The sequence below is a fragment of the Nocardiopsis sp. Huas11 genome (genome assembly GCF_003634495.1).
Classification (GTDB): Bacteria; Actinomycetota; Actinomycetes; order Streptosporangiales; family Streptosporangiaceae; genus Nocardiopsis.
In genome coordinates this window covers 3,693,228-3,719,256 of sequence record NZ_RBKY01000001.1, presented here as the reverse complement: position 1 = coordinate 3,719,256, position 26,029 = coordinate 3,693,228, and the positions used below count along the sequence as shown (strand labels likewise).

General features: G+C 76.0%; 20 protein-coding genes and 1 pseudogene. 4 read left to right on the top strand and 17 right to left on the bottom strand.

The window, feature by feature from the left end; translation table 11 throughout:
* Nucleotides 1-224: 224 nt before the first annotated feature.
* Both DFP74_RS17020 and DFP74_RS17015 read right to left on the bottom strand, forming a co-directional pair.
* Nucleotides 225-2,390 (bottom strand): NERD domain-containing protein, encoded by a 2,166-nt coding sequence (locus DFP74_RS17020; protein WP_121188324.1) that lies wholly within the window; start codon nucleotides 2,388-2,390, stop codon nucleotides 225-227.
* Between the two features lie 218 nt (nucleotides 2,391-2,608).
* Nucleotides 2,609-2,953: pseudogene (locus DFP74_RS17015) on the bottom strand (hypothetical protein); the annotation flags it as partial.
* A gap of 352 nt (nucleotides 2,954-3,305) precedes the next feature.
* On the opposite strand from DFP74_RS17015, the gene DFP74_RS17010 reads away from it, so the two are divergent.
* Nucleotides 3,306-4,547: a hypothetical protein gene (locus DFP74_RS17010; RefSeq protein WP_121182664.1), complete on the top strand. Its 1,242-nt coding sequence runs from the start codon at nucleotides 3,306-3,308 to the stop codon at nucleotides 4,545-4,547.
* 95 nt (nucleotides 4,548-4,642) lie between these two features.
* Here the strand turns inward: DFP74_RS17010 and DFP74_RS17005 are convergent, their stop codons facing one another.
* From DFP74_RS17005 to DFP74_RS16980, 6 genes are all read right to left on the bottom strand, one after another.
* Nucleotides 4,643-6,892 carry a TIGR03986 family CRISPR-associated RAMP protein gene (locus DFP74_RS17005; RefSeq protein WP_121182662.1) on the bottom strand — a complete coding sequence of 750 codons (2,250 nt, stop codon included), beginning with the start codon at nucleotides 6,890-6,892 and terminating at the stop codon, nucleotides 4,643-4,645.
* The gene (locus DFP74_RS17000) at nucleotides 6,892-7,653 is read right to left on the bottom strand and encodes a hypothetical protein (protein ID WP_121182660.1); all 762 of its coding nucleotides are present in this window, start codon (nucleotides 7,651-7,653) and stop codon (nucleotides 6,892-6,894) included. Before DFP74_RS17000 ends, DFP74_RS17005 begins: the two co-directional genes overlap by 1 nt.
* A complete protein-coding gene (locus DFP74_RS16995; protein WP_121182658.1) occupies nucleotides 7,650-9,458 on the bottom strand; it encodes an RAMP superfamily CRISPR-associated protein in 1,809 nt (602 codons plus the stop codon). Before DFP74_RS16995 ends, DFP74_RS17000 begins: the two co-directional genes overlap by 4 nt.
* Nucleotides 9,455-11,272 (bottom strand): hypothetical protein, encoded by a 1,818-nt coding sequence (locus DFP74_RS16990; RefSeq protein ID WP_199725682.1) that lies wholly within the window; start codon nucleotides 11,270-11,272, stop codon nucleotides 9,455-9,457. Before DFP74_RS16990 ends, DFP74_RS16995 begins: the two co-directional genes overlap by 4 nt.
* Before the next feature lie 106 nt (nucleotides 11,273-11,378).
* Nucleotides 11,379-12,068 carry a hypothetical protein gene (locus DFP74_RS16985; protein ID WP_121182656.1) on the bottom strand — a complete coding sequence of 230 codons (690 nt, stop codon included), beginning with the start codon at nucleotides 12,066-12,068 and terminating at the stop codon, nucleotides 11,379-11,381.
* Nucleotides 12,065-13,918 (bottom strand): hypothetical protein, encoded by a 1,854-nt coding sequence (locus tag DFP74_RS16980; protein ID WP_370013391.1) that lies wholly within the window; start codon nucleotides 13,916-13,918, stop codon nucleotides 12,065-12,067. Before DFP74_RS16980 ends, DFP74_RS16985 begins: the two co-directional genes overlap by 4 nt.
* Before the next feature lie 347 nt (nucleotides 13,919-14,265).
* On the opposite strand from DFP74_RS16980, the gene DFP74_RS33545 reads away from it, so the two are divergent.
* Nucleotides 14,266-14,442: a hypothetical protein gene (locus DFP74_RS33545; RefSeq protein WP_158613010.1), complete on the top strand. Its 177-nt coding sequence runs from the start codon at nucleotides 14,266-14,268 to the stop codon at nucleotides 14,440-14,442.
* 124 nt (nucleotides 14,443-14,566) lie between these two features.
* Here DFP74_RS33545 and DFP74_RS16975 read toward each other — a convergent pair whose 3' ends face one another.
* From DFP74_RS16975 to DFP74_RS16965, 3 genes are all read right to left on the bottom strand, one after another.
* A complete protein-coding gene (locus DFP74_RS16975) occupies nucleotides 14,567-15,529 on the bottom strand; it encodes a CRISPR system precrRNA processing endoribonuclease RAMP protein Cas6 (RefSeq protein WP_121182654.1) in 963 nt (320 codons plus the stop codon).
* A gap of 87 nt (nucleotides 15,530-15,616) precedes the next feature.
* On the bottom strand, nucleotides 15,617-16,147 hold the full coding sequence (locus tag DFP74_RS16970; protein WP_121182652.1) for a DUF1697 domain-containing protein: 531 nt from the start codon (nucleotides 16,145-16,147) through the stop codon (nucleotides 15,617-15,619).
* On the bottom strand, nucleotides 16,144-16,635 hold the full coding sequence (locus DFP74_RS16965; RefSeq protein ID WP_121182651.1) for a GNAT family N-acetyltransferase: 492 nt from the start codon (nucleotides 16,633-16,635) through the stop codon (nucleotides 16,144-16,146). The genes DFP74_RS16970 and DFP74_RS16965 overlap by 4 nt, the downstream gene beginning before the upstream one ends.
* Nucleotides 16,636-16,746: 111 nt before the next feature.
* Here DFP74_RS16965 and DFP74_RS16960 point away from each other — a divergent pair, with 111 nt between their 5' ends.
* Nucleotides 16,747-17,778: a hypothetical protein gene (locus DFP74_RS16960; protein ID WP_233571007.1), complete on the top strand. Its 1,032-nt coding sequence runs from the start codon at nucleotides 16,747-16,749 to the stop codon at nucleotides 17,776-17,778.
* Between the two features lie 39 nt (nucleotides 17,779-17,817).
* Here the strand turns inward: DFP74_RS16960 and DFP74_RS16955 are convergent, their stop codons facing one another.
* Together DFP74_RS16955 and DFP74_RS16950 are read right to left on the bottom strand one after the other, a co-directional pair.
* A complete protein-coding gene (locus tag DFP74_RS16955) occupies nucleotides 17,818-19,542 on the bottom strand; it encodes a cation acetate symporter (protein WP_121182648.1) in 1,725 nt (574 codons plus the stop codon).
* Complete coding sequence (locus tag DFP74_RS16950; RefSeq protein WP_233571006.1) at nucleotides 19,539-19,985, bottom strand: DUF485 domain-containing protein; 447 nt, start codon at nucleotides 19,983-19,985, stop codon at nucleotides 19,539-19,541. Before DFP74_RS16950 ends, DFP74_RS16955 begins: the two co-directional genes overlap by 4 nt.
* Before the next feature lie 484 nt (nucleotides 19,986-20,469).
* Between DFP74_RS16950 and DFP74_RS16945 the strand changes: the two genes are divergently transcribed.
* Entirely contained in the window at nucleotides 20,470-20,721 is a 252-nt protein-coding gene (locus DFP74_RS16945; protein ID WP_121182646.1) for a hypothetical protein, read from the top strand.
* Nucleotides 20,722-20,781: 60 nt separating this feature from the next.
* Here the strand turns inward: DFP74_RS16945 and DFP74_RS16940 are convergent, their stop codons facing one another.
* From DFP74_RS16940 to DFP74_RS16925, 4 genes are all read right to left on the bottom strand, one after another.
* Complete coding sequence (locus tag DFP74_RS16940) at nucleotides 20,782-21,882, bottom strand: GNAT family N-acetyltransferase (RefSeq protein WP_121182644.1); 1,101 nt, start codon at nucleotides 21,880-21,882, stop codon at nucleotides 20,782-20,784.
* Between the two features lie 163 nt (nucleotides 21,883-22,045).
* Nucleotides 22,046-23,251, bottom strand: a complete 1,206-nt coding sequence (hutI, locus tag DFP74_RS16935; RefSeq protein WP_121182642.1) for an imidazolonepropionase — start codon at nucleotides 23,249-23,251, stop codon at nucleotides 22,046-22,048.
* A complete protein-coding gene (locus DFP74_RS16930; RefSeq protein ID WP_121182640.1) occupies nucleotides 23,248-24,618 on the bottom strand; it encodes a formimidoylglutamate deiminase in 1,371 nt (456 codons plus the stop codon). Before DFP74_RS16930 ends, hutI begins: the two co-directional genes overlap by 4 nt.
* On the bottom strand, nucleotides 24,615-26,027 hold the full coding sequence (locus DFP74_RS16925) for an allantoate amidohydrolase (RefSeq protein ID WP_121188319.1): 1,413 nt from the start codon (nucleotides 26,025-26,027) through the stop codon (nucleotides 24,615-24,617). The genes DFP74_RS16930 and DFP74_RS16925 overlap by 4 nt, the downstream gene beginning before the upstream one ends.
* Nucleotides 26,028-26,029 lie beyond the last annotated feature (2 nt).

The window sequence follows — 26,029 nt, the reverse complement described above, 5'->3', positions numbered from 1 at the left end:
CTGCGAGGAGGGCCCGTGCGCCATAGCGCATGCGTCGGCTCCGTTTCTGCCGGCCCGGTCGGGGGGACCGGGCGTGATGGTGTCGCCGACGTAGACGGTCCTTCGGTACGTCCGGTTGCCAGGGACGATGTCAAGATCGCGACACATTACCGATTTCGACGCCGGTGGTCACCACGCGCACCGGTCGGCCGCGTGCGGCGCGCACGGGCAGGGGGCCGGGGCGCTCAGAGCCGGCTGACGTCCGTGGACAGGAGCGGGGGCAGCGTGCCCGGGGCGGCGGCCACCAGGACCGGCCGCAGCGGATCGCCGAACCCCAGCACCGCCTCGGGCTCCCGTGCACGCGGGTCGGCGTGGGCGATCCACTCCACGAGTTCGCCCGCGCGGCCGACGTCGGCGCCCGGCCGGCTGAGCGCCAGGACCGTTCCCGCCACGTCGCAGCGGACGTTGAGGTGCGTGGTGGCGGCGAAGACGCTCTGCGCCCACGCCCCGCGCGAGACCGCGCGCGGCTCGGCGCCGGGTGAGCGCAGGCGCCGCCAGGCGGGGGCGGCCAGGCCCACCGCCCGGTCGCCGAAGGTGAGGACGAGGCTGGGCCGTTCCTGGGCGGTGAGGGAGGCCTCGGGGTCGGGCAGGGAGGCGTCCATCCACACGCCGACCGGCCCGGAGGCGGCGCGGGCGAGCGCGGCGCGGGCCGCCTCCACCAGCTCGGTGTCCACCTGGGTGCGCGCGATGGGTCCGGCCCGTGCCCCGAGCGGGCCGTCGAGGGGCGTGTACCCGGGCAGGACCAGGGGCCAGTCCACCGCGGCCCGGCCCCTCAGGGCCGTCTCGCCGTGGGCCAGGCACACGATCGAGCGCCGGTGGACGATCTGGTAGGTGGTGCAGGCGCCGACCTCCCGGGCCGCCAGCGCCAGTCCCAGGCTCATCGCCTTGGTGCCGGTGGTGATGTCGACGACCACGGGCGCGCCGTCCCCGACGGCCGCGGCCTCGGCCGCCAACCACTCCAGCGCGACGGCGGCGACCGCGTCGGCGTCGGAGCCGTCCACCGGGTCGGCCGTGAAGCGGACCCGGTCGCGGTGGCCGGACTCCTTCAGGCGGGCGGCGTCCGGTCGGGGCTCGTCGGGGCGCTCGGCCGCGTACAGGGTGCGCGCGGCCGCCTCGCGGACGTGGTCGCGCACGCTCTGCCGGGAGGGCAGGACCAGGGCCCGGCCGGGGCGGTGGGCGTGCAGGGCGGTGAGGGTCCCCAGCCGGCTGCCGCCGAGGGAGGTGATCAGTCGCGGGCGGTCGCCCGGGCCGGGGTGGCGCGCCGGCGGGCGGGGCCGGGAGGCCGGCGGCGCGTCGGCCCCCGGGCGCGCGCCGCGCCGTGCGGGCGGACGCGGCGGAGCCGGCGGAGGGAAGAAGGCCTTGCGCAGGTCGTCGAAGGACGTGAGGCGCTCCAGGAAGTCGGTCATGCTCCACACGTGGACCTGCCGTGCGGTCAGCGCGGGATTGACGGCGGTGATCTGCTCGCGCAGGCTCGGCACGGCCGGCCCGGTGTGGACGAAGAGCACCTGGGCGGCCGTGCCGAAGACGCGCCGCGCCTTGGCCACCGTCCACCCCGCGCGGCCCACGACGTCGCCGGGCCGGGTCTTGGCCTCCACGCACAGCACCCGGTGGCCGTGCCGGACCAGGGCGTCGAAGTCGGCGATCGAACCGTCGGCGTGGAAGGGGTCGGCGACCCGGCGGGGGCCGAGCACCTCGGTGTCGGGCGCGGCGGCCAGGTGGCGGCGCAGGTGGGACAGCACGCGCCCCTCGGCGATCACGCCGCGCCGCACCATCGGTGACAGGTCCGGATAGCGGGCGTCCAGGGCCTGTCGGCCGCCCTGGGCGACCAGGCGCACCGGTTCGGGGTCGCGGTCCTCGCTCCACTCGGCGCCGTGCACGCGTGCCAGGGTGCGCAGGTCCACGCGGCCGGTGGCGACGGGCCGTTCGGGCCAGGCGGGATCGTGGGTGCGCAGCGCGTCCCGGCCGGGGTCGAGGTAGTGGCGCCACCGGCGCGTCGGCGGGTGGCGGTCGGGGGGCAGCGCGCGCTCGTGGAAGAGCGCCGACGCCACGCTCATGACCTTCGTGCCGCCCGTGTAGTCCAGGAACCAGGGCGCGCCGCCCAGGGACCGGTGGACGGCGGCCAGTGCGTCCTCGGCCGCCTGGAAATCGTGCGGGTCGGGCCCCACGCTCAGCACGCGCACCGAGGCGGTGTCGGTGAGGGCCTCCACGGCGGCGGCCACCCGGCGCGCCACCGGCAGGGTGCCGTCGCTGGCGAGCAGGACCAGCCGCTCGACGGACAGGGTGAGAGCGGACAGCAGGGCGGGGGTCGGGCTCCGACCGACGAGCACCACGGCGGCACGGGGGCTGTCCACGGCCTCCCTCTCGGTCCGGGGCGAGTGCGAACGCCCACGGTACCGGTCCGGCGCCGGGGGCGTCCGGCCGTGCCGACCGGTCACGACCCCACCATGTCCCTCTCCTTGTCCCCCGCCCGCTCCCCGCCCCTGGCCTTGCCCCGTCCCCCGCCCTGGCCCTGGTCCCGGCCGCCCGTGCGCCCGGGGTCCGGCGCGGCCCTGCCCTTGTCCGGCGCGCCCCGGACCGGGGTCCCGCTGATGACGAACGACCGGCACGCGGTCACCACGCCCCTGCCGTCGCGCACCAGGTCCGAGGGCACGAGCAGGTCCCTGCGCTCGGGGTGGGCCGAACCCACCACGGAGGAGACGATGAACCACACGCCCTCCTGCGGCTCGGGCAGGTTGGCGCGGGTGCGTCTCTCGGCGACCAGGGGCACGCCCGCGGGTACGCCCGCCGCGCCGCGCACCGGGACCCGGACGGCCTCGACCCGTGCCGGTTCGGGGGCGCGCGGCCAGCGCTGGATGACACGGGAGCGGGCGTCGACGACTGTCACCACATGCGGCGTCAGGTTGACCACCGGCATCCGGCGACCTCCGTTCCTCTCGGCGCGTGCCCGCGTTCGGTGTGCCGCGACCACCTGTGTCACCCCCTGCCAGGGGGTCTCACCGCAGTCTCTCGGACACAGCCCTTCGACCTTGTCCGACCCGCCCGAGCGAAATCCATGTGACCGTTGTTGCCCATGTCCGATTCAAATAGGGGAAGCGCACATGTCCCACCCCGCAGGCAATTGACAGTTTCCTCACGGCGGAACTATTTTGGCGTGTGACCTCCCGTGAAAGCGGGGGTGTCGGCTGAGGTCTCGCGACTCTTTCACGCGCTTTCCCGGAGGGCTGGGAAAGCGACCCGGCCCCGGATCACACCGGGGAGAAGAGTTCGTGAGCACGCACCACTGCTCCGCCTGGGAGCTGTTCGGTTCCACCGCGTTCCTGCGCGCCTTCACGCGTGTGATGGGGTGCGGACCCTGCTCCACGGACGGAACCGCCCAGGGCTGCTCGGGCCATTCCGAACAGTTCTGCGACTACGTCGACCTGTGCGCCGAGCACTGCCCGTGCCCGGTCCACCAGGGCGACGCCGAGAGCGTCCTCGCCGTGCGCATGGGTCGCGCGGTGCCACGGGACGGCACGGTGGACCGCACCGCGGCCCACCGGCTTCGTGATGCCCTGGACGACGTCCGTCGCGACCGCTCCTACAAGAACCTGCGCCGCGTCTACCCCCAGCACGCCGCCAACGGCACGGTGCGCTGCGCCTTCTCCGAGCGCCCCCGCCGGTGGGCCCAGCGCCGCGACGTCGCCCGGGTGGCCACCGACGTGGTCGAGCAGGAGGCGCTGGCCATGCTGGTGCTCACCGCGGGCTGGGGCAATCCCGCCGCCGACCTGCCCGAGGAGATCCACCAGGGCGAGAACGCCTCCTTCACCGAGGACGGCAGCGCCGTGCCCGTCGCCGACCTGCACGGGCGCGCCCTCACCGCGGTGAAGGAACCGCCCATGGTCTCCACCGCCACCGGCGACTACCTCCTGCGCAAGCTCGCCGAACTGGCCGGCGGACGCGACGCCGACCCGGGCCGCACCCCCGACCAGCGCCGACGGCTGCTCCTGCGCCGGATGCTGCCGACCGTCAGCGGCGAGGACGTGGCCCGCCGGCTCACGGGCGTGCTGGGCCGGATGGCGGTGGACATGCCCGACCACTTCCGGCTGGTCCAGCAGGCGCGCGGCCGGGCCCGCAGCGCGCCCTACACGCCCGTCCCGGACACCGCCGCGCCGCGGCCGGACGCGCGGACACGGCGCGAGGTCCTGGACACGGTGGAACGGGGCTGGCTGGAGCGCACCGCGCGCACCCTCGCCGACCGGGCCCAGCGGGAGCGCGAGGCCTTCGACGCCGACCCCCAGGGCGCGCTCGACACCCTGCTGTGCGACCTGCTCGACGAGGAGGGCCGCCGCGGCGAGCCGGTCGCCCATGCTGGAACCGCCGCGGCGGATGCGGCCGATGCGGCCACCGGCTCCGCGACCGCGACCGCGACCCTGACCACTGGCGTGCCCGCACGGTGGGCCGGCGCCCAGGACGACGCCGATCTGCGCGCCGACCTGCTGGAGGCGCTGGCCGAGGCCATCGACGGGTGAGGCCTACGCCGCGCGCCGCGGCCCGCGCCCCCGGCCGGGAACAGGCCCGCGACCGGGCGCGGAACGACCGCGCGCCGGGGCCGGAGGCGGCGGGGTCAACCGCCGCCCGCGGAGTCCTCGCCGAGGCCGAAGCGGGACGTGAGCGGAGGCAGGACCGGGTACTCCGCGAACTCGCGCAACGACATCACCCGCGTGTCGTCCCAGGGCAGGCGGCCCCGCCACCGGCCGGCCAGGCACACGTCGACGGCCTGGTCGACCTCCCGCCACCGCCGGGGGTCGGCCCGCCCGCCCAGGCGGCGGCCCACCAGCGCCAGCCCGAACCCGTCCAACAGTTCCCGGACCTGCTCGCCACCGGCCCGGGTGACCCCGGCGTCGGGTGCGAGGTCCACGGCCCGGGCCCTGCGGTCCACCAGGTACAGCTCGGGGCGCAGGTGCACGCTGCCCATGCCCAGCGACTTGCCCATACCGACTTTGTGGGCGTACTCGGGGTCGGCCGGGTCGCCGCCGTCGATCGGGTTGTCCAACAGCAGGGCGCGCAGCAGCGCCCCCAGTTCGGCGTCGGTCAGGTTGGTGAAGGTGATCCTGGAGTGGAAGGTGAGGCCGTCCCGCAGCGGGACGATGTCACGCTGGGTGTCCCTGGGCGGCTCCTCCTGGCGTCCCCCCGGCAGGACGCTCAGCCCGAGCTCCTCCTGGGCGCGGGCGTCGTAGCGCACGGGCGATCCCAGGTCGGCGCGGTGGCGGTGCAGGTAGGCCTTGTAGCCGCCCAGCCGCACGTGCCCCTCGTGCGACCAGGTGACGATGTCGGGCCGGTCCCCCGCCGCCGTGTCCGGCCCCTGGACGAGGTAGTTGGCGAAACAGCCCCGCTGGGGCGAGAGCAGCCGTACCCGCAGGGCGCAGCCGTCGGGGTAGTCGGGATCGGGGTCGGTGCACAGCGCGTTGCCGAAGGAGATGCGTCCCTTGGACGCGCCCGCCTCGCCCGCGAAGGTGTCGGTGTCGCCGAACAGGGCTCGGCACACGTCCACCGGGCGCCCGGCCCGCTCCGCCCGGTCCGCGTCGCCCTGCTGCGGCCCCAGGACCGGCCCGGGCACCGCCCGCCGGACGGGGCTGTCGTCGCTGACCGCGATGCGGTAGCCGCCCGAGCGGCCGAACGACACCACCCGGCCGGCCAGGTCCACGTCGAACCAGACCGGTTCGGGGCCGTGCCGGGGCAGCCCGCCGCCGCCGGCCCCCGCCACGGGCGGGCGTCGGGGATCCTCGTGCCCGGCGCCCAGGGTGTCGGGGAAGGCGGCCCGCTGGTACCCGGTGACCTGCTCGGCGGACTCGAAGAGCTCCACCATGGCGTCGGGGACCGGCAGCCGGCCGGTGTCCAGGTTCGCGGGGCGGGGGAAGAGGTAGGCGTTGCGGCGCTCGCCCGCCGCGACCCCGGTCAGGACGACCAGGGCGCCGATGACACCGCCCCCGCGGGCACGGCCGGTCTGCGCCCGGGGAGCGTGCGCCCGCAGGTAGGCCCTGGCCTGGTGCTCGGTGGGCGCGACCGCCGCGATCCGGCGCTGGCCGGGCAGGTGGACGGCGTAGACCCACCGGTACTGCAGGTGCGCGTGCTGTTCGTGGGTGGTGGGCACGTAGTGGCCGCCCCGCGGCGGGTCGGGGAACTCCGTCACCCCGAAGTCCCAGGTACGCAGGCTCTCCCGCAGCGCGCCGAAGGTGACCTTGAGCGCCTGGCCGGACTCGCCGGACAGGGAGGTGGCCGGGACCTCGACCACATACCAGCGGGCGTCGGCGCCCGACTGGAACAGGAAGCCCTGCTTGGTGCGCAGACCCGCGCGGCGTTTGCGGTAGTGGGCGTGCTGGTGTGCCATGACCTTGCGGGCCCGGGTCGACAGCGCGCTGTCGGTGCTGCCGGGGTCGATGCGCACGGGCGCGCGGAAGAACAGCATCGGGGTGTTGACCGGACCCGTCTCCCCACTGGTGAGCATGCGCACGGTGTTGCGGACCAGGCCGCGCAGCGTCGATCCGGGGATGGCCGGGAGCGCGCGGTCGCCGTGCGGGAAGCGGAGGGAACGGCTCACGCCCGTGCGGTCCAGGGTCTGTCCGACGAACGTGGGCGTGAGCGTGGTCGCGGTGAGGTCGATCCATCCGGTGCGGGTGCCGTCGACGGTGCGGTCGTGGCTGCGCAGCAGGTCGGCGGTGCGGTGTCCGGTGTGCAGGTCGGCGGCGGGCATGGGGGTGTCGGCGAGCCGGACCAGTCCGTAGGGGGCCGTGGCGCGGAAGCGGTCGGCGGTCGGGCTTGCGGCGGCGCGGGAGGCGTCGCCGAGCCGGGCGGCGAGGTCGCGGGGGTCGGCCATCAGCGGTCCGCTTCCTGGATCTGGTCTCCGGTACCGGCGTCGAACTCAGGCCCTGTGGGTTTGGTACCCGTGCGCAACCCGGTCAGGCGGTGGAAGGCCACGCCCACCGCGCCGGTCACGGGGTCGCTCGCCCAGTACTCGCGGACGGTCAGCCAGGTGCCGGAGCTCTCCAGCGCGTTCCGCCGGCGGGGCGCCGGGCGCGCCCGGCCGGAGAAGTCGAGCCAGCGCACCGGGAGGACGGCCTGGGATCCGGAGGGCTCGGCGGTCACCGACAGCGGCACCGGGCCCGGCAGGGTGCGGCTGTGCTCGGGGCCGTTCCACCCCTGGAGGAGGAAGGAGCGGTCACGGGGCCGCAGGGGCCCTTCGGGGACGTCGGGGACGTCGGGGGCGTCGGCGCTGATCCACCCGGACTCGGCGCCCTCGCCCAGCCGGATCTGGGCGTGGGGCGCGAACACCAGCACCTCCAGGACCCGCCACCGGTCGGTGCCGGGGTCCAGGGCGGGCGCGGACAGGTGGCGGGTGGGCTCCTCGTCGGAGCGGCGCCAGCGCTCGCGCGGACAGGCACCGGTGAGGCGTCCGTCGCCGAGTTCGGCGAGCAGCCACTGCGGAGCCGCGGGCTCGCCGGGGAGGCCGTCGGTTCCGGTGTCGAGCAGTCGGCACCGGGTGCCGCGCACGAAGACGTCGTGCAGGACCTCGTCGATCTGGGCGCCGGTCAGGGCACGGACGGTGAGACCGGCGGGTTGCGGAAGTTCGTGGCTCACCGGTACGGCTCCTCCTCCGATGCGGTGCTGTGGGCTGGGCTGGTGAGGTCCGGGCGGTCCGGGCCGAGACGGGCCCGCAGCGCGGCCAGCCAGCGCCGGGCGTCCCGGCCGTCCTCGGTGTCGGGGTCGCGGACGGCCGCCAGGAGGTCGACGGTGTGCGCGGGGCCGCCGTCGCCCGACACGGTGGTCAGCGTCGCGCGGGTGGCGCACAGGCGGCCGTTGCCGCTGCCGCCGCCGGACCCGAGGGTGTCGAAGGGGACGGTGGCCAGCTCGCGCACCAGGAGCGCCAGCATGCCGCGGACCGCGTCGTCGGGCTCGCGCACGTCCAGCACGACGTCGGCGCCGCCGCCGCAGTGCAGGTCGCTGGTGAACAGGCGGCCGTCGACGGCGTCGCCGAACAGGGCGTCGACGGTCAGGCGGGTGGTGGTCAGGGGCGCGCCCCCGGTGATGGCCGGCGCGGCGCGCAACCGGATCCGGGAGGGCCGGGGCCGCAGGCCCTCCGTTGAGGGTGGTAGCTCAGCCCCTCGCGCAGCGCCGTCCTGAGCGATGGTGGGCGACGGGCGGGAGGGCCGGGGCCGCAGGCCCTCCGTTGAGGGTGGTAGCTCAGCCCCTCGCGCAGCGCCCTCCTCGGCGTCGGAGCCCCACCAGTACGCGTTCCAGGCGCGCCACCGGTCCGGGTCGGCGCCCAGGTGCTCGGCGGCGTCCCGGACCAGGCGCCCGCCGATCCGTTTGACCAGGGCGAACAGCGCGGTGTCGCCCAGGACGGGCACATGGTCCACCGCGTCCCCTGCGCCCGGGACCGGGCGGTACCGGTGGGCGCGGTCGACCTCGCCGAGCCGGGCGTCGGCGGGCGCGTCGCCGATCATCAGCAGACCGGGGCGCAGGACGGCCTCGTCGGGGTCCGTGGCCCCTGGTTCCGGCGGCCACGGGGCCGGGCGCTCGGCCACGGCCAGCCGCAGCCGGAGCTCGGCCCGGTGCCGGCGGTCGGTCTGGTCGGCGGCGAGGCCTCTCACGCGGTCCGCGACCGGGGCCGGTCCGGCCGCGGCCAGGCACCGCGTCAGCGCCTCGGCCAGGTCCTCGGGGTCGTCGGCGGTCCCCGCCGCCGCGGCCCAGCGCTGCTCCCAGGTGCGCGCGTGGTAGGCGAACCAGCCGCGCTCCCCGGACAGGTCGTGGCGGCGGGCGGTCCAGCGGGCGGCGCGCACCAGACCGTACCCGCGCCCGGTGCGGGCGCCGACGTGGCGGCCGGGGCCGGTGCCGTCGAGTCCGGCCGCGGCCAGGAGCAGGAGCCCGAGCAGCCCGGCCTCGTCCCCGGCCTCGGGCACGTGCAGCCGCAGGGGGACGGTGAACACCGTGCCCGCGGGCAGGACCTCCCACCGCCACGTCCGGCCGGGCCGGACCGCGCCGGTCGCCGGATCCACGCGCGTGCCCGCGCGGACGGTGACGCCGGTGCCCTCGGCGAGTTCGGCGTGGGAGTCGTCGACGTCCAGGGCGCTGGTCCCGGCCCGGGATCCGGCGGCCTGCGCGGCCGGACCGAGCAGGGCGCGGACCCCGCCCGCGTCGCCGGTGCGTTCGGCGAGCCCGTGCCGCAGCAGCCCGGCCGTGGTGGTGGCGCGCAACCGCGGCACCCCGGTGCGCGGATCACGGTCCACGAGCAGGTCGACGTCGCTCTCGGCGGCGTGGCGCGCCAGGGGCTGCGCGGCGCCGATGTGGGTGTCGGTGAGCAGGAGCAGGCGCAGGCCGAACTCCCACACGATCCGCGGCGCCCGGAGGGTGTCCGGCCGCCCCTCGTCGCTGTGCTCGTTCACCGCACCGGTTCCCGCTCGACGGTGTTCCCGGGCTCCGGGCGCACCACGCGGGCGGCCTCGGCCAGCCAGGAGGACACCAGGAGCACGCACAACCGGTCGGCGGTGCGCCGCTCCCAGGCCAGGACGTGCGCGGAGAGGCCGCTGGGGTGGCCGGCGACGGGGCGCCCGTCCGCGCTGGACAGGTCCACGGCGGCCAGCGCCCTGGCGTAGGCGGGGTCGGCGTCGGCGCCGGGCCGGTGGTCCGTCCACCAGGCGGCGGGGTCGGCCAGTCCGGACAGCCACGCGCGCACGGTGACGCGGTCGCCGTGGCCGGGCCGGACCAGGGCGGCGCGGTCCAGGACCCGCAGGGCCCGCTCCGGCAGGGGTCGGCGCGCGGCCGGGGCGGCGTTCGGCCGCGCGGCCACCGTGGCCACGAGGTCGGCCAGGGCCCGAGCGCAGTCCTGGCCCGGGTGGGCGGCCAGGACCTCGCGCAGGCGCCCCAGGAAGCCGGGGGTGAGCGGTGCGAGCCCCGCCGCCGAGGCGCGCGCCAGCGACCGCGCGTGGGCGCGGACGGGCTGGGCGGCCGCGTTCCACAGCAGGGCGTCGTCGAGGGTGCGCAACGCTCCGGTCGGCACCAGTGGCGCCTGGGCCGGGACCGGACGCCCGTCGGGCAGGACGACGGTGCCCGGAGCCCGTTCGGCCCGGGGCACCATCACGGGCGCGAGCGGCGCCGGCCCGCTCGGGGGCGGTGCCAGCAGGGTGAACTGCCCGTGGCCGTCCACGGCGCGCTCGCCCAGGGTGTGCGCCTCCAGTTCGCGGACGCGATCGGTGGTCAGGTCGCGGTCCAGGCACAGGCGCACCACCGAGCCGGGGCGGGCCGCCCACCGCTGGGCCATCGGCCCCCGGTAGCCGCGGTGGTAGGCCCCGACCAGGCCCGCCTCGACGTGCTCGGCCAGGACCCGCGCGCGGGTCCCAGGCCACAGGCGGCCCAGGAGGTCGAGCACCGCCCGGGTCAGGGCCTGCGGCCGGGCCTGCCCGTCGGCGCCCACAACCAGCGCCGGGGACAGCAGGAGCAGATCGACGGGCTCCCCCGCCGCCCAGGACCGCGGCCCGCCCAGCGGGTCGGCGCGGTCGGGTGAGAGCGGGTGTGCGGGGTCGACGGGCGCCACGCTCACGTCGCCGTGGGCGCGGGTGCCCCCGGAGCCGAGCGTGAGCGTGCCCTCCGCGTCGGCGAGCGCGGCGACCAGCCGCTCGGCCAGGTCCGTCAGCGCCGCGCGGTCGGGGGCGCGCAGCTGCCAGCGCGCCTCGAACACCTGGCCCGGGTCGATGCCGGTGGTGAAGTGGGGCAGGCCCCGCCCGGGGTCCCCGGTCCGGGAGCGGCCGAGGTAGCGCTCGGCGGTCGTGCGGACCTCGGCCCGCAGCGACCGGTCCAGGGTGATCAGGTCCCGCACCGGGCGGTAGGGGGTGTCGGGGTCGGTCTCGCCGAACACGTCGACCGTGGTGTGGCCGTGCTTTCCCGGCGTGTACAGATAGGCCGGGGGCGGGTAGGCCGCCGCCGCGCGCCGACGCGACCCGTCCGGTGCCGTCTCGGGTTCGAGCCGGGGGTAGGCGGGGGCGAAGCGCACCCGCCGGCCCCTGGCCACCCACTCCTGGAGATCCCGGGTGCGCCCGGCCGCGCTCAGGGCGGCGGCGAGCATGCCGCGCTGGGCACGCCCCGCGATGGTGTGCTCGGAGTCCACCCGCAGCGGGTCGAAGGACGTGCGCACGGCCAGGGAGCCGGTGAGCACGAACCGGAGGGGAAGGTAGGCGCCCACGGCGGCATCGGGTGCGTTCACCTCGGCGCCCCCGGCACGGGCGGTGGTCCGCCGAGGACGCGGGGGCGGCCGTTCCCGCCCGCCGCGGGGGCGTGTCCCCGGCTTGGCCGCCTGGTCGGAGTCGTGTTCACGCGCGCGCCTCCTCCCGCTCGTCTGACGCCCCCGGGTCCGGGGGCGCGGCCAGGCGCAGGGTCACCTCGTGCGGGTCGGCGCCGCCGGGCCCGGCCAGCCGTACGTCCACCCTGCCCCGTCCGCGGGTGGCCTTCAAGCCGATCTGGGTGGTGGCCAGGCACGCGCGGGCCAGAAGCCGCCAGTGGGCGGGTCCGGGCGGGACCGACCAGGTGAGCGCGGCGGTCAGGGCCGTCCCGGGCACGAGGACCCGGTGGGTGCGCAGTCCGCCGGGCACCGGAGCCCCGTCGGCGCCGACCGCCGTGCCCGACTCCAGTGCCGTGTAGGCGTCGGTGACCGCCCGGCGCAACGTGGTGCGCTCGGGTTCGGCGCGCCCGGCCAGGGCGCGGGCGACCGCGGCGCGCACGTCCTCGTCGACCACGGCGTGGCCCAGACGCAGGATCCGACCGGTGTCGTGGGAGCGGCTTCGGCCGAAGACCTGCTCGGCCGGGCCCGCCAGGTCCGCGGCGACCGTCAGGGCGCGTGCGGCGCCCTCGGACAGCCGTGCCGCCAGGCGGTGCCGCGGCAGGTAGGGCAGTCCGTGGGCGTCGGTGACCACGTCGGTGTCGGCGCCCGTGCCGTCCGCGCTGGCCCCGACGAAGAGCGCCGGTGCGGCCAGGCGGACGACGATGCGGTCCGGAGCGCTCATGCCGGAGCGCCCCGGGAGAGAGGGCCACCGACCCCTGTCCGCCCTCGGTCATGGGGCCGGTGGGGTTCGAGTGCCGCCGTCAGGTCCGGGTCCAGGTGCAGGTCCAGCACCTCGACGGCGTCGAGCAGCGCGCCGGGGGTCCAGTCCCGGGGCAGCTCGGCGCGGGCTCCGGTCACCCGGCTGCGGCGGAGGAGTTCGTCGGAGGGGTCGCCCCCCGACTCCAGGAGCGGGACCAGCGACGACACCAGCCAGCTCCGGTTGCGGGTGTCGCCGTCGGCGAGCAGGCTGCCGGGCGCGCCCACGGACAGGTACCGGTCCAGGAAGTCGGCGAAGGCGGTTCCGGTGAGCGGCAGGGCGGTGCGCGGCGGCGCGGCGGCGCGTGCCCGGTCCAGACGGCGCAGCACGCGGTCGACGCCGTCGAAACGGGTCGTCCAGGCCACGGCGTGGTCGTCGGGCGCGCCGCCCTCCATCAGTGCGACCCGCTGGTCCTTGGCCCGGCGGCACATCGCCTCGCACAGGTCGTAGCCCAGGGACAGGGGGGCGCCGACGGGCTGGACGGCGATACCGACGCCGACCGTGGGCACGAACGTGGTGTGCGCCCCGTCCGCCCCGTCCGCCCCGGCGACCGTCCGGGCGCCCGCCCCGCCGTGCGCGGACGACAGTGCCCGGTGCAGGGCCACACGGGGGTCCTCGGCGGCGCCGATCCGCTCGGGGTCGGCGTCCAGCCACGCCAGGGCGTATCGGGTCAGGCTCAGGGCCAGGCGTGCGTCGCAGAGCACGGTGAGGTCGTCGCCCGCGACGACGATCGGACGCACCGGCAGGCGCACGGTCCCGGCCGGTGAGCGGTGCAGGGTGAGGGGCGCCGCCGCCCCGGCGCCGGGCAGGGTCGCCGGCCCGTCCGGGTCGGCCCGCACCGTCGCGGCCACGGCCCGCACCAGGGCGCGGGCCAGGCCCTCGGTCAGGCCCGCGATGCGGGTGGACAGGCGCCGCTGGGCGGCCGCGCCGGAGCCGGGGACCTCGGGGTCCCCGGCGCGGTCGCGGTACTCGCCCAGGATGACACCGAGCCCGTTGACGTCGATGTGCACGACCGCGATCCGGCTGAGGTCGCCGTGGTCGCGGCCGAGGAGGTCGACCTCCATCGGCAGCTCCAGAGGGGGCCGGCCGGTGGCCGTGGCCGCGCCCGCCAGCCACGCGGCGCTGTGCGCGCGGTGCCAGCGCCGCCCGATCCCCCGGGCCCGGGCGACGTCGGCGGCGACGCGTTCGGGCACTCCCGCGCGCTCGTCCTGGGCGCGGCTGCTGTCGACCGACTCCGCGGGGCCGCCGCCGACCGAGCACACGGCGGTGATCCCGTAGCCGTGGGCGGGGGTGTGCAGCGCCGACATCCGCCGCCGGGCCGCTCGCAGCCGGGCCGGGAGCCGTTCCAGCGCCTCGTCCACTCCTCGGGGGGCCTGCGCCTCCGCCTCCCCGGGCGGGGCGTCCGGTCCGTAGGCCACGTGCGCCACGACCGGGGTGAGGTCGCCGGCGCGGTCCCGCAGCAGGCGCGTGTAGCGGGCGGTGAAGGCGCGTGCGGCCGCGGCGTCCGGCAGGACGACCGTGAGCGCCCCGCCCGCGTCGCGCAGGACCACGCAGTCCTCGGGGACCAGGTCGGCGATGCCGTGGCGGCGGTCGGAGGTGTCGGTGAGCTCCGCGACCAGCGCCGCCCGTCCCACCGCGTCCAGGATGCGGCGGCCGCTGTAGACGTAGGCCTGGATGCCGCGCAGGTCCACGCCGACGACCACACCGCGTGCCGGCGGCCGGGCGGGGGCGGTCGTGCCCCTGCGGCGGGGTCGCTGCTCGCTGGCGCGCGTCACCGTGTGGAGCTCCTCGTCGGCGGGTCCGGCTGGTCCGGGTGGTCGGGCCACGCCCCGACCGGGGGGCGTGGCACCCCTCGCGCGCGGCGGGGGTCCACACGCGCGAAGGGCTCTCTCCTGCTCTCTCTCGGACGGTGGCGGCCGCCGCGTCAACGCACAAAACCACGCATACCAGCCCGAACCGTTCCTCAACAGTATCCGGAAGCCCGTCCAGCAGCCGGTCACGGACCTCCCGACCGGCCGTCGAGCCCGTCCGCGGACGCCGCGCGGGCCTGGTGCCGGGACCGCCGCGCGCGGGCTGTCCGAGAGAGCTGGATGCACGTCCCGCCCCCGCTACGGAGGTTCCCATGGTGGTCCAGCGCCCAGCCGAACCGGTCTCCCGCCACGGCCGCGACCTGACCGAGACCCCGACCCCGGCGCCGCCGCCGCTGACCGTTCAGGACCTGGTCCCGCACCTGCGCGGACTGGCCCGCGCGCTGCGCGAACAGGACCCGCGTCCACCGGACCGGGCGCCACACGGGTGAGGCCGCGCGCCAGCGCCCCCCGCCCCCGTCCACGGGGCGGGCGGCGCCGGCGCGCGAGCCGGTGCCGCGGGCGGGGGCCGGCCCCCGCCCGCCGTCCACGGGCGGGAACCGGCGGTCGTGGGGGTCAGTCGAAGAGCGTCCCGCCGAACTCCTCGGCCTCGACCACCGCGTGCGACCGCGTCTCCGCGCCGCGCCGGGGACCGGCCGTGCGCGACACCCGGTGCGCGGACCTGCGCGCCCGCGCGACCGGAACCCCGGTGGTGAGGCGGCCGCCGGTCACGGTATCCACGCACAGGGCCCCGAACCCCTGGGCCGTGTACTTGCCCGCGCCGGCCAGCTCCAGGAGTTCGAGCAGCGCGGCGAAGGCGTCGGCGTGGACGCGGTCCCCGCCGACCAGTTCAAGGGTGAACCCGCCCTGCCAGCCCAGGACGGTGCGGTTCTCGGCGTGGCGGTGCTCGGACATCCGCAGGTCCTGCCCCGGCAGCGGGGAGCGGTGTACCAGGGTCAGCGCGTCCACGACCAGGTCGAGCCAGGGGCCGGCCAGGTCCGGCGGCGCGAACCGGGCGACGGCGCCCACGGCGCCGCTGCCGCCGACGATCCCGCCGCCGGACCGGTGCACGGCGCCGAACAGGCGGCGCGGATGGGGCCAGATGTGCGGGATGCGCTCCCCGGAGGCGTCGCGGGTGGTCATGACCACGGGGGTCCGGCTGCGCACCTCGGCCGAGCGCAGCGCGGAGGGGCCGCGGGGCGCGCCCAGGAGCCGCTCGTAGGTGTGGTCGAAGGTCCTGGTGACCGACAGGGGCTCCAGCAGGTGGTCGCCGATCCGCTGGGGCTCCCCCACCAGGCCCTCGGGGTCCACCGGCGGCGGCGCGTCGTCGTCCAGCCACGTCAGCGTCCAGTGGTACAGGTGGTCGCCCAGTGGAACCGGCCAGCCGTTCATCGACCAGCGCTTGGCCGCGGTGTGCTCCTCCGGCGGCTGCGGCCACCAGCGGTTGAGCAGCCCGTGGCAGTCCTCCGGCCGGATCGGCCGCGCCGTGTCGGCCAGGTCGCGCAGGATCGCCGTCCACCGTCTCGGCACGGGCGACACCCCTCTCCCCTGCTCGTGCGGGCGGACGTGCGCCGCCCGCGGATCACCGAGGACCCCTCTCGGACAGTGGCGCGCCGCGAGCCGGCCTCAGTGCTCGGCCATCTCCAGCAGTCGCAGCACGGTCCGCCAGTTGCGCGCGGTGACCGTTCCGGCCGTGTGCCTGCCCACGACCTCCGGCAGTTTGGCGAAGCGGATCCCCTCCTCATGGCACGTGTAGGCCTCGGTGCCGCCGACCGCCAGACGCTCGCGCGGGTAGGCCGCCGGATCCAGGCCGCGCAGGGCCCCGGCGTCGAAGGGGGCGGTGGCGAACAGGACCAGGAACCGCGAGGGGTCGGGCACCTCCAGCGGGTTGGCCGCCACCACCTCCCGCATCCGCTCGGCGGAGCGCACGACGGTCGGGACGTCCAGCTCGAAACGCTCCCGGATCGCCGAGGAGACCGCCGCGGCCACGGCCCCGCCGTCGTCGGTGGCGGCCTCCAATACGGCGTTGCCGCTCTGGACGTAGGTCGCCACGCCCGTGTAACCCAACCCGGCGAGCATGTCCCGCAGGTCGGCCATGGGCAGGCGCCGGCGGCCCCCGACGTTGACCCCGCGCAGCAGCGCGACGTACCTGGTCACACGAGCCTGCGGTACATCACGTGCAGGCCCACGAAGCCCTTGGTCGGGTGGCGGAACCCCTCGGGAACGGTGGTCAGGACCTCGAAGCCCAGCGACCGCCACAGCGCGACGGCGCGGGTGTTGGTCTCCACCACCGCGTTGAACTGCATGGCGCGGAAGCCGTCGGCGCGGGCCTGCTCGACGGTGTGCTCGCACAGGGCGCGTCCGATGCCCCGGCCGCTGTGGTCGGGGTGGACCATGAACCCGGCGTTGGCCACGTGCGAGCCGCCGCCGGCCTGGTTGGGGTGGCTCTCGGCGGTGCCGACGACGGTGCCGTCCTCGTCGACGGCGACGAACGTGCGACCCGGCGCCCGCTTCATCCACATCCGCCGGGCCCGCTCCTGGTCGGTGTCGGGGTCCCAGGTGAAGGTGTCCCCCGCGGCGATGATCCCGCTGAGGAAGGCCCAGATGCCGGGCCAGTCGTCCGTGCGCGCGTCTCTGATCTGCATGGCCGCCATCCTGCCGTGCCGTGCGAGCACCGGCAACCACGGTTCGGGGCGGTGTCCGTGGCGTCCGCCCCGGCTCGTGCACCACAATGGCCTCACCGCCCCGCACCGCCCATGAAGACCGGAGACGCCGTGCCCCGCCTGAGCCACACCTTCGACATCACCCCGGTGACCCGGGAGGTGGTCGAGGAGACGGTCGCCGCCGCCTACGAGGTCGCGCGCTCCTGCCGCTTCGACGGCCGGGGCTGGCTGCTGACCCCGGACGAGGCGACCCGTGACCGGCTGGACGAGCACGCCGAGAGACTCGGCCTGGTCGACCGCGAGGCCCTGCGCAAGGCGCGCCGCGAACGCCGGGCCGCCGCCGAGCGCCTGCGCGAGGCCACCGATCTCAGCGCCGAGGAGACCGAGACACTGCGGGTGCGCTCCTCGCACCTGGCCCTGCAACTGCAGTCGGGCCGCCACCTGGCGCCCCGCACCCACTACCACGTGGCCGAACTCACCTCCGAGGGCGTGCCCCTGGAGCCGGTGTACGCGGAACAGGGCTGGAGCGGCACCGGGGTGACCGTCCTGTCCTGGGAGGAGCACGGCACCTCGCGCATCGAGTACGCCATGCCCGACACCGTGGGTTCGGACGAGCCCCCCGTCACCTCCGGAACGGTGACCCACGACGCGCCGGCCGGTCTGCTCACCGCGACCGCCTCGATCCGTCTGCCCGGTCGCGGCGCCTGGCTGCGCTCGGCCGAGGCCTCTCTCACCGTGGACACCCGGGCCTGGTACGCCGCCCTGGCGGGCGAGCCCGTGACGGCCGCGCCGGCCAGGCTGGAGGCCTCCCACCGCCTGGTCGACGTCACCGCGTGGCTGTCGCCCTCCCTGACCGCGGACGGCCGGTGGTCGGTCGAGGCGGCCTTGGACGCCCGCGGCAGCGGCCCCTTCCGACCGTTCATGGCGATGGTCTTCTGGGCGGTGCGGACCTCGTTCCGCCGCGAGGAGAGGGCCGCCGCCAAGGACCCGGACCGGACGAGCCCGCGCCGGCAGCTGACCGAGGCGGTCCGGGCGTGGGACCGCGTCGCGGCCAACGCCCCTGGCCTGCCGGACTACCTGCGCGAGGTCGCCAAGGCCCTGTCCGCGGTACGCCCGACGGCCTGAGCCGCCCCCGCGGACCCAGGCCGTCCGGGTGTGCACCGCTCAGCCCTGGTCCGCTCCCCAACCGGTGAGGGAGCGCACCCGCAGCTCGGTGAAGCGGGCCGAATCGCGCTCCGGCGAGAGCAGGCTGCCGATGATCGCGCACGCGAAGCCGATCGGCACCGCGACCAGCGCCGGGTTCTCCATCGGGAACACCTGGATGTCGATCCAGGCCGGCAGCACCGACAGGCTCTCCCCCGTCACCGGGTGGGTCCGGCCCGAGACCACCGGGGACAGCAGCATCAGCACCAGCGTGGCCGACAGTCCGCCGTAGACCCCCCATTCCACGCCCTGGGTGTTGAAGCGGCGCCAGAACATGGTGAGCACGATGACGGGCAGGTTGGCCGCCGCGGCGATGGCGAAGGCCAGGCCGACGAGGAAGGCCACGTTCTGGCCCCGGGCCTGGACCGCCAGCACGATGGCGACCGCCCCGACCAGGCACGCCGAGAACCGGGCGACCCCCACCTCCTGCGACTCGCGCGGGCGCCCCCACATCAGGATGTGGCCGAACACGTCGTGCGCGATGGAGGAGGACGAGGCCAGGGTGAGGCTGGCGATGACGGCCAGGATGGTGGCCAGGGCCACCGCCGAGACCAGCGCCAGCATGACCGCGGCGCCCACCGGCCCGGCGGTCAGGCGCCCCACCTCCTCGGCCAGCAGTGGGACGGCCGTGTTGCCCGAGGGGTCGGCGGCCAGGATGCGCTCGGAGCCCACCACGGCCGCCGCACCGAAGCCCAGCGCCAGCGTCATGAGGTAGAAGGCGCCGATCATCACGATCGTGCGGTTGACCGAGGTGCGCGCCGCTCGCCCGTCCGGGACGGTGTAGAAGCGGATGAGGATGTGCGGCAGGGCGACGGTGCCCAGGACCAGCGCCAGGCCCAGACTGATGAGGTCGAGCTTGTTGAAGGCGGTCTGGACGGGGTCGCCGGGCACCTCGACCCCCAGGCGCAGGCCGGGCTCCAGGAAGGCCGACCCGTGCCCGCTGGCGTCGGCCGCCGCGCCGAGCAGGGCGCGCGGGTCGAAGGAGAACAGGGACAGCACCAGGGCGGTCAGCAGCCCGGTGACGGTCAGCAGCAGGATCGCCTTGATGATCTGCAGCCACGTGGCCGCCTTCATCCCGCCGTACATGACGTAGACGATCATCAGGACGCCCACCAGCACGATCGCCCCGGTGCGGGCCTGGTCCGCGCTCAGCCCCAGGAAGGTACCGCCGTCGTGCAGCCCCAGCAGGACCGCGACCAGGGCGCCCGCGCCCACCATCTGCGCCACCAGGTAGAACACGCACACGGTGACGGTGGAGATCGAGCACGCCAGGCGCACGCGCATGCGGCGCATCCGGAAGGCGGGCAGGTCGGCCATGGTGAACCGGCCGGTGTTGCGCATCAGCTGGGCCATGGGCAGCACGAGCAGCCAGGCGACCAGGAACCCGATGGAGTACAGGAACCCGTCATAGCCCTGGATGGCGATCATTCCGGCGATGCCGAGGAAGGAGGCGGCCGAGAGGTAGTCGCCGGTCAGGGCAAGCCCGTTCTGCGTGCTGGAGAAGCCGCGCCCGCCCGCGAAGTAGTCGACCGCGCCGCGCGTGGTGCGCCGCATGCGGATCGAGATGACCAGTGTCACCAGGACGAAGAGGGCGAACAGTGCCAGCGTCCAGGCGTGGGCGGGACCGAACTGCCCCTCCAGGGCGCTGACGAGGGACGCGGGCGTGGGCGGGTTCGTGGGGATCATCGCCGGGACACCCGACCGGAGAGGGCGCCTTCGTCGCGGGCCCGGTCACGGATCTGCGCGGCCAGCGGGTCGATCGCGCGCGCGGAGAAACGACCGAACGCCCACGCCAGGACGAATGTCAGCAGGAACTGACCGATTCCCAGAAGCAGCGCGATGTTCACGGAGTCGGCGACCTGGTAGCTCATCAGGTCACGCGCATAGGCGGACAGCAGAAGGTAGGTGAGGTAACTCAAAAGGAACAATGACACCAGAACGGCCACCTGCAGCGCGAACCTCCGGCGCAGTTTCACGAAACGCGGATCGACCGACAGGCGCTCCCACGCATAGGCCGCGTCGGCCCGTTCCCGGCGGCCTGCCGATTCCGACCAGGTCACGTCGGCGACGGCGCCCTCCCCCGGGTCGCCACCACGGCTTCTGTAGGTCCCCTCCATGTACTCGACCACAGCTCTCCCCCTGATTGGAGTCCCGGATTCCGTCCCCCACGGCCTCCGCCATGCACCGGGGCGCGCCGGCGGGGCGCGGCATCCCGTATTCCACGAGGCGGTCGCACGGACGGACCGCTCTCAATGGATATAGGCCACACCCTAACCAGAGGCCCCCGCCGCTGTTCGCGGAATACGGAAATCGTCACGCGCGCCTACGCTGCGTTCCTCGGGAAACGGTCAAAGGGAACCCGGAGCGAAATACCAGGCACCGGAATACCGGCCGACCCCGGCCGGCGCGCGGGCGCCGGCACCCGTTCCGGAGCCCCAGGTCACCCGGGGCGCGCGCGTCGCGCGTGGGCCCAACGACCCGCTGTCTTCGCTAGGCTTCGGGGCGACCCCGCACCCATGACGGAATCCCGGAGCACATCCGGGGTGCCGCGTTCGTACACGTGTATGATCAGGGGTCCGCCTGTTCACGCCATACCGAAGGGAAATCCCCGCCGTGGTCACCGAGGTCTTCACGCGCAAGTACTGCGACCCCCACGCCGTCCGCGAGGAGAAGGTCGAGGCGTCTGAGGTCATCCAGTTCGCCTGGGAGGGCGCCATCCGCGAGGTGGACGCCTGCGAGGAGTGCTTCAAGGAGCACCAGGTCAAGCTGGAGCCCCTCGTCGACTACTCGCGCCCGGTCAAGAAGCGCCGCGCCACCAAGAAGGCGGCGGCCGACAACGGCGGTGCCGCCTCCGGCGACGAGTAGCACCCAGGGCGGGTGTCGGCCGCACCCCGGTGAGCGCCGGCACCCGCCCCCGGGCAGGTCTCAGCCCTGACCCATCAGGCGCGCGAACTCCCCGCCGCGCCGCGCACGCCCGCCCAGACCCGCCTGGAGCGCTTCGGCGACCGGCAGCCGGGCGTGCACGTAGGTACCGCCGCGCGTGCGCACGGACGCGCCGCAGCGGCGCATGATCCTCAGCATGGCCGCGTTGGCCACCGTGGTCTCGGCCCGCACCTCCGCCAGGCCCCACTCCGCGGCGATCACCGTCAGCGCCCGGACGAGCGCGGTGCCCACCCCGATCCCCTGCCAGACGTCCTCCACCAGGAAGGCGATCTCGCCCACCCCCGGGTCGAGCGTGTACATCAGGTGGCCCAGGGCGACCGGCTCCTCCCGCCCCCGCGGACGCACCGCCAGGGTCAGGCCCCGCTCGGTGTCGCAGAACACCCGCAGCATGCGCGGGCTCAGCTCGCTCATACCCGTGAGATAGCGGGCGTGCACGGTCTCGGCGGAGCAGCGCCGGTGCAGCTCGCGCAGGGCCGGGGCGTCCTCCTCGACCACCTGGCGCAGCGACAGGTCCAGCCCCTGGGACGTGTGGACGACACTGTCGGTGGGCACCGGGCCGGTGGCGGGCATCACCGAGCGGACCAGGGCCTCGGCCCGGCTCGACTCGGTCCAGGTGAAAGGGCGCGATGAACGCGTGACCAGCACCCCGCGCAGCGGTCCGACCGGGACGAGCATCGCGGTACCCGGAGCCGTCCGCGCCTGCCCCGCGTCGTCGGCGCTGGTGAGGTTGGTCCAGCGGGCGTCGTCGGCCAGCAACAGCTCCGCCAGCGCGTCCGGCAGCCGGTTGGGGTGCGCGCGCAGCCGCGCGGTGAGCAGCAGCGCCCGGGTGACGTCGTCCCCGACCTCGCGCCTGTGGGCGGGGACCGCGGTCACCGCTCCGGAGGGACACCGCTCGGAGAGCGCCCGGACGAGGTCGTCGTGTCGGCCTGGGACCTCGACCACGAACTCGTCGACCACACCGGACACGTCCGTGTGCACGGACAGGCCGACGATGTCGCCGCCCCGGTCCGCGAGGACCCCGACCACGCCCGCCAGACCGCCGGGGCGGTCCTCCACCGCGGTCCTGATCCGCCATAGAGCCACTGCGACCTCCTGGGAGGAAGGTGCTCCCCGCCGTCGCGGAACCACGCTGTACCGCGACGACGGGACGCGCACCGACGTGAGTCCACGATCGCGCCGCCGCGTTTCGGCGAGGTCAACCCCCCGTTGAGTTCCCGCGCGTTCCCGCGCGGGTGGCACCGCACGCTCAGGGCCGGCCCGCGAGCAGCTCCCCGTCCTTCCACACCGCCGCCACCTGCGGGACACCGGGCCGATAGGCCAGGTAGAGGTGGTTGGGCGCGTCCAACAGGGTCAGGTCGGCACGGGCCCCCGGCGCCAGGTGCCCCACGTCGGTGCGGCGCAGGGCCCGAGCGCCGCCGGCCGTGGCCGCCCACACGGCCTCGTCGGGGGTCAGCCCCATGTCGCGCACGGCCACCGCCACGCAGAAGGCGAGGCTGGAGGTGAAGCAGGACCCGGGGTTGCAGTCACTGGCCAGGGCGACCACCGCGCCGGCGTCGACCAGGGCGCGGGCGTCGGGGTAGGGCTGGCGCGTGGAGAAGTCCACGCCCGGCAGCAGGGTGGCGACCGTGGTCTCGGGCCGCTTGGCGGCCTGGGCCAGCGCGTCGACGTCCTCGGGCGTGAGGTAGGTGCAGTGGTCGACCGAGGCGGCCGCCATCTCCACGGCCAGCCGCACACCCGGCCCCTCGCCCAACTGGTTGCCGTGCACACGCGGCAGCAGCCCGCGCGCGGCGCCCGCGGTCAGCACCCGCCGCGCGGCCTCCTCGTCGAAGGCGCCGCGTTCACAGAAGACGTCGACCCAGCGGGCGTGGGGCGCGCAGGCGTCCAGCATGGGCCCGGTCACCAGGTCGACGTAGCCCTGCGGGTCGTCGGCGTACTCGGGAGCGACCACGTGCGCGCCCAGGAAGGTGACCTCGTCGGTGACCCGGGCGGCCACGGCGAGGCTGCGCTCCTCGTCTGCGACGGTGAGGCCATACCCGGACTTGACCTCCAGGGTGGTGGTGCCCTGGGCCGCGGCCTCGCGCACCAGCCGGCGGGCGCCGGCGAGCAGTTCGGCGTCGGAGGCCCGCCTCGTGGCCGCCACGGTCGTGCGGATGCCCCCGGCGGAGTAGGGACGCCCGCTCATCCGGGCGGCGAACTCGCGGCTGCGGTCGCCGGCGAAGACGATGTGGGAGTGGCTGTCGACGAACCCGGGGAGGACGCACCGCCCCGCGGCGTCGACCCGGGCGTCGGCGGCGGGCGCGCGGTCGGCGGGGCCGACCCAGGCGATCCGGCCGTCCTCGACCACCAGCGCCGCGTCCTCGATCTCGCCGACCGCGCCCCGGCCCAGCGCCGGGTCGTTGGTCACGAGTGTGCCGATGTCGTCGACGAGGATCGTCGAGGGCAGGTCGCTCATCGCAGTAGCTCCTTGATCGCCGTGTCGAGTTCGCCGGCGGTGTCGGGCACCGCCGTGTGGACGCCGTCGCGCACGGTCCACCGGCCGTCGGCCATGACGTGGCGCACGTCCGCGGCGGTGGCCGCGTAGACCACGGCGTCCGTGCCGTGGGCGGGGTCGGCTCCGGCCAGGCGCACCCCGTCCAGGGCGACGTTGACCAGGTCGGCGCGGGCACCCGGGGTGAGCGTTCCCGCGTCCGGCCAGCCCAGGCCGGCGTGCCCGTGGACGGTGGCCGCGCGCAGCAGGGTGCCGGTGCCCAGGACACCGCGCCGGTGGGTGCGCAGCCGCTCGTGCAGCTCCACACCCCGGGCCTCGGCGAACATGTCCAGCTGGGCGTGCTGGTCGGTGCCCAGGCTCAGCGGTGCCGGCACCAGGTCGCCGGTACGGGGCAGGCCGTCGGCGAGGTCGCGTTCGGTCGTGGGGCACAGGCACACGGTCGCACCGGACCGGCGCACGGCGGCGACGTCGGCGTCGGTCAGATGGGTGGCGTGCACGAGAGTGGTGCGCTCGGTCAGGGCCCCGGAGTCGGCGAGCAGGGCGGTGGGCGTGCGGCCGTAGGCGGCCAGGCAGGCCGCGTTCTCGGCGGGCTGCTCGGAGACGTGCACGTGCAGGGGCAGGTCGTGCTCCTCGGCGAAGGCGGCCACGCCCGGCAGGCGGTCGGCGGGGACCGCGCGCACCGAGTGGGCGGCGACGCCGGGCCGCGCGTGGGCCTCCCTCAGGTCCAGGGCCGCCACGCGCTCGGCCCAGGCCTGCACCGAGCCGTCGCCGAATCGCAGCTGGGGGCCGGCGAGCGGGATGTGCTCGCCACGGGCGTCCAGACCCCCCGACAGGTAGCACACGTCCAGCAGGGTGAGGCGGACCCCGGCGTCGGCCGCCGCGGCGACCAGGGCGCGGCCCATGGCGTTGGGGTCGTCGTAGCGGGTGCCGCCCGCGCCGTGGTGCAGGTAGTGGAACTCGCCCACGCAGGTCACCCCGGCCAGCGCCATCTCCGCGTAGGCGGCGCGGGCGAGCCGGTGGTAGCCGTCGGGGTCGAGCCGCTCCGCGGCGCGGTACATGACCTCGCGCCAGGTCCAGAAGGATCCGCCGCCGTCGTGGGTGCGTCCGCGCAGGGCCCGGTGGAAGGCGTGGGAGTGGGCGTTGGCCAGGCCCGGCAGGGTCAGCCCCGACAGGTGCTCCGCGTCCGGCGGGCGCGGCGCGCCGGTCTCCACGCGTGCGAGGCGGCCGTCGGCGCCGGTCTCCAGGAGCACGCCGTGCTCGGGGGTCCCGTCGCCGGAGCCGGTCCAGGCCCACTCGCACCACAGGCGCCGGGTGGTGGTCGTCGGAGTCACCGGGCCACCGCCCCCTGGGGCCGGGTGAGCAGGTCCTGGAGGACGTCGGCCAGGGCGTCCACGCCCGCGTGGCAGTCGTCGGGGCGGGCCCACTCCTCGGGCGAGTGCGACACCCCGGTGGGGTTGCGCACGTAGAGCATCGCGGTGGGCACGTGCGCCGCCAGCACCCCGGCGTCATGCCCCGCGCCAGTCGGGAGGACAGGCACGCCAGTGTCCGATGAGGGTGGAAGTCCGCCACCCCGCGAAGCGCCCCCGGACGATGGTGGGCGACGGGCGGGAAGGACAGGCACCTTGGTGTCCGATGAGGGTGGAAGTCCGCCACCCCGCGAAGCGCCCCCGGACGATGGTGGGCGACGGGCGGGAAGGACAGGCACACCAGTGTCCGACGAGGGTGGAAGTCCGCCACCGATGACCGAGGCCAGCCGGTCGCGCAGGTCATGGGAGAACGACACCAGCGGAGTACGGGACTCGTTGGTCATCTCCAGGCCGACACCGTGCTCGCGGGCCGCCTGCCCCGCCGCCTCGCGCACACCCTCGACCACGGCGCCCAGCGCCTCCTCGTCGGCCGCGCGGGCGTCCAGCCACGCGCTCACCAGGGACGGGATGGCGTTGGTGCCGTTGGGGCTGATGAGGGCCTTGGCGACGGTGGCGCGGGCGTCGTGCCGCTCGGCCAGGGACCGTGCGGCCAGGATCGCGTGCGCGAACGGCGGCATGGGGTCGTTGCGGTCGGTCAGGCGGGTGGTCCCCGCGTGGTCGGCGCGACCGGTGAAGTCCATCCGCCACCGCCCGTGCGGCCAGATGGAACTCCCCACGCCCACCGGGTGCGGGGTGTCCGCCAGGGCGCGGCCCTGCTCCACGTGCAGTTCGACGAACGCGTCGAGCAGGCCGAGAGTGTCGGGGTCGGCGCCGATGGCCAGCGGGTCGAGTCCCGCGTCCGCCATCGCCCGCTCCCACGTCACCCCGGAGGCGTCGGTGAGGTCCCGGGCCCGCTCTGGCGCGATCTCACCGGCGGACAGGCGGCTGCCCAGGCAGGGCACGCCGAAGCGGCCGCCCTCCTCCTCCACGAACACGACCAGGGCCAGCGGGCGCGCCGGGGCCACGCCGCGGCGGCGCAGCTCGTCGACCGCGGCCAGCGCCGAGGCCACCCCGAGGGGACCGTCGAAGGCGCCCCCGTCGGGGACGCTGTCCAGGTGGGAGCCGGTCGCCACCGCGCCGGGGCCGGGGGCGCCCCACCAGGCCCACAGATTGCCGTTGCGGTCGGTGCGCACGTCCAGGCCGCGGGCCGCGGCCGCCTCGGTGAACCAGGCGCGCGCGTCGGTGTCGGCGCCCGTCCAGCTGAAGCGGCGGTAGCCGCCGCCGGCGGTGCGGCCCACGGGGGCGAGGTCGGCCCAGAGTCGGTCGAACGACACGG

What these genes read in the sequence shown, in the direction of transcription:
- DFP74_RS33545 (WP_158613010.1), top strand. Translation starts at nt 14,266, where the DNA reads ATGGTGGTCCAGCGCCCAGCCGAACCGGTCTCCCGCCACGGCCGCGAC.
- DFP74_RS16965 (WP_121182651.1), bottom strand. Translation starts at nt 16,635, where the DNA reads ATGCAGATCAGAGACGCGCGCACGGACGACTGGCCCGGCATCTGGGCC.
- DFP74_RS17005 (WP_121182662.1), bottom strand. Translation starts at nt 6,892, where the DNA reads ATGGCCGACCCCCGCGACCTCGCCGCCCGGCTCGGCGACGCCTCCCGC.
- DFP74_RS16985 (WP_121182656.1), bottom strand. Translation starts at nt 12,068, where the DNA reads ATGAGCGCTCCGGACCGCATCGTCGTCCGCCTGGCCGCACCGGCGCTC.
- DFP74_RS16955 (WP_121182648.1), bottom strand. Translation starts at nt 19,542, where the DNA reads ATGATCCCCACGAACCCGCCCACGCCCGCGTCCCTCGTCAGCGCCCTG.
- DFP74_RS16960 (WP_233571007.1), top strand. Translation starts at nt 16,747, where the DNA reads ATGAAGACCGGAGACGCCGTGCCCCGCCTGAGCCACACCTTCGACATC.
- hutI (WP_121182642.1), bottom strand. Translation starts at nt 23,251, where the DNA reads ATGAGCGACCTGCCCTCGACGATCCTCGTCGACGACATCGGCACACTC.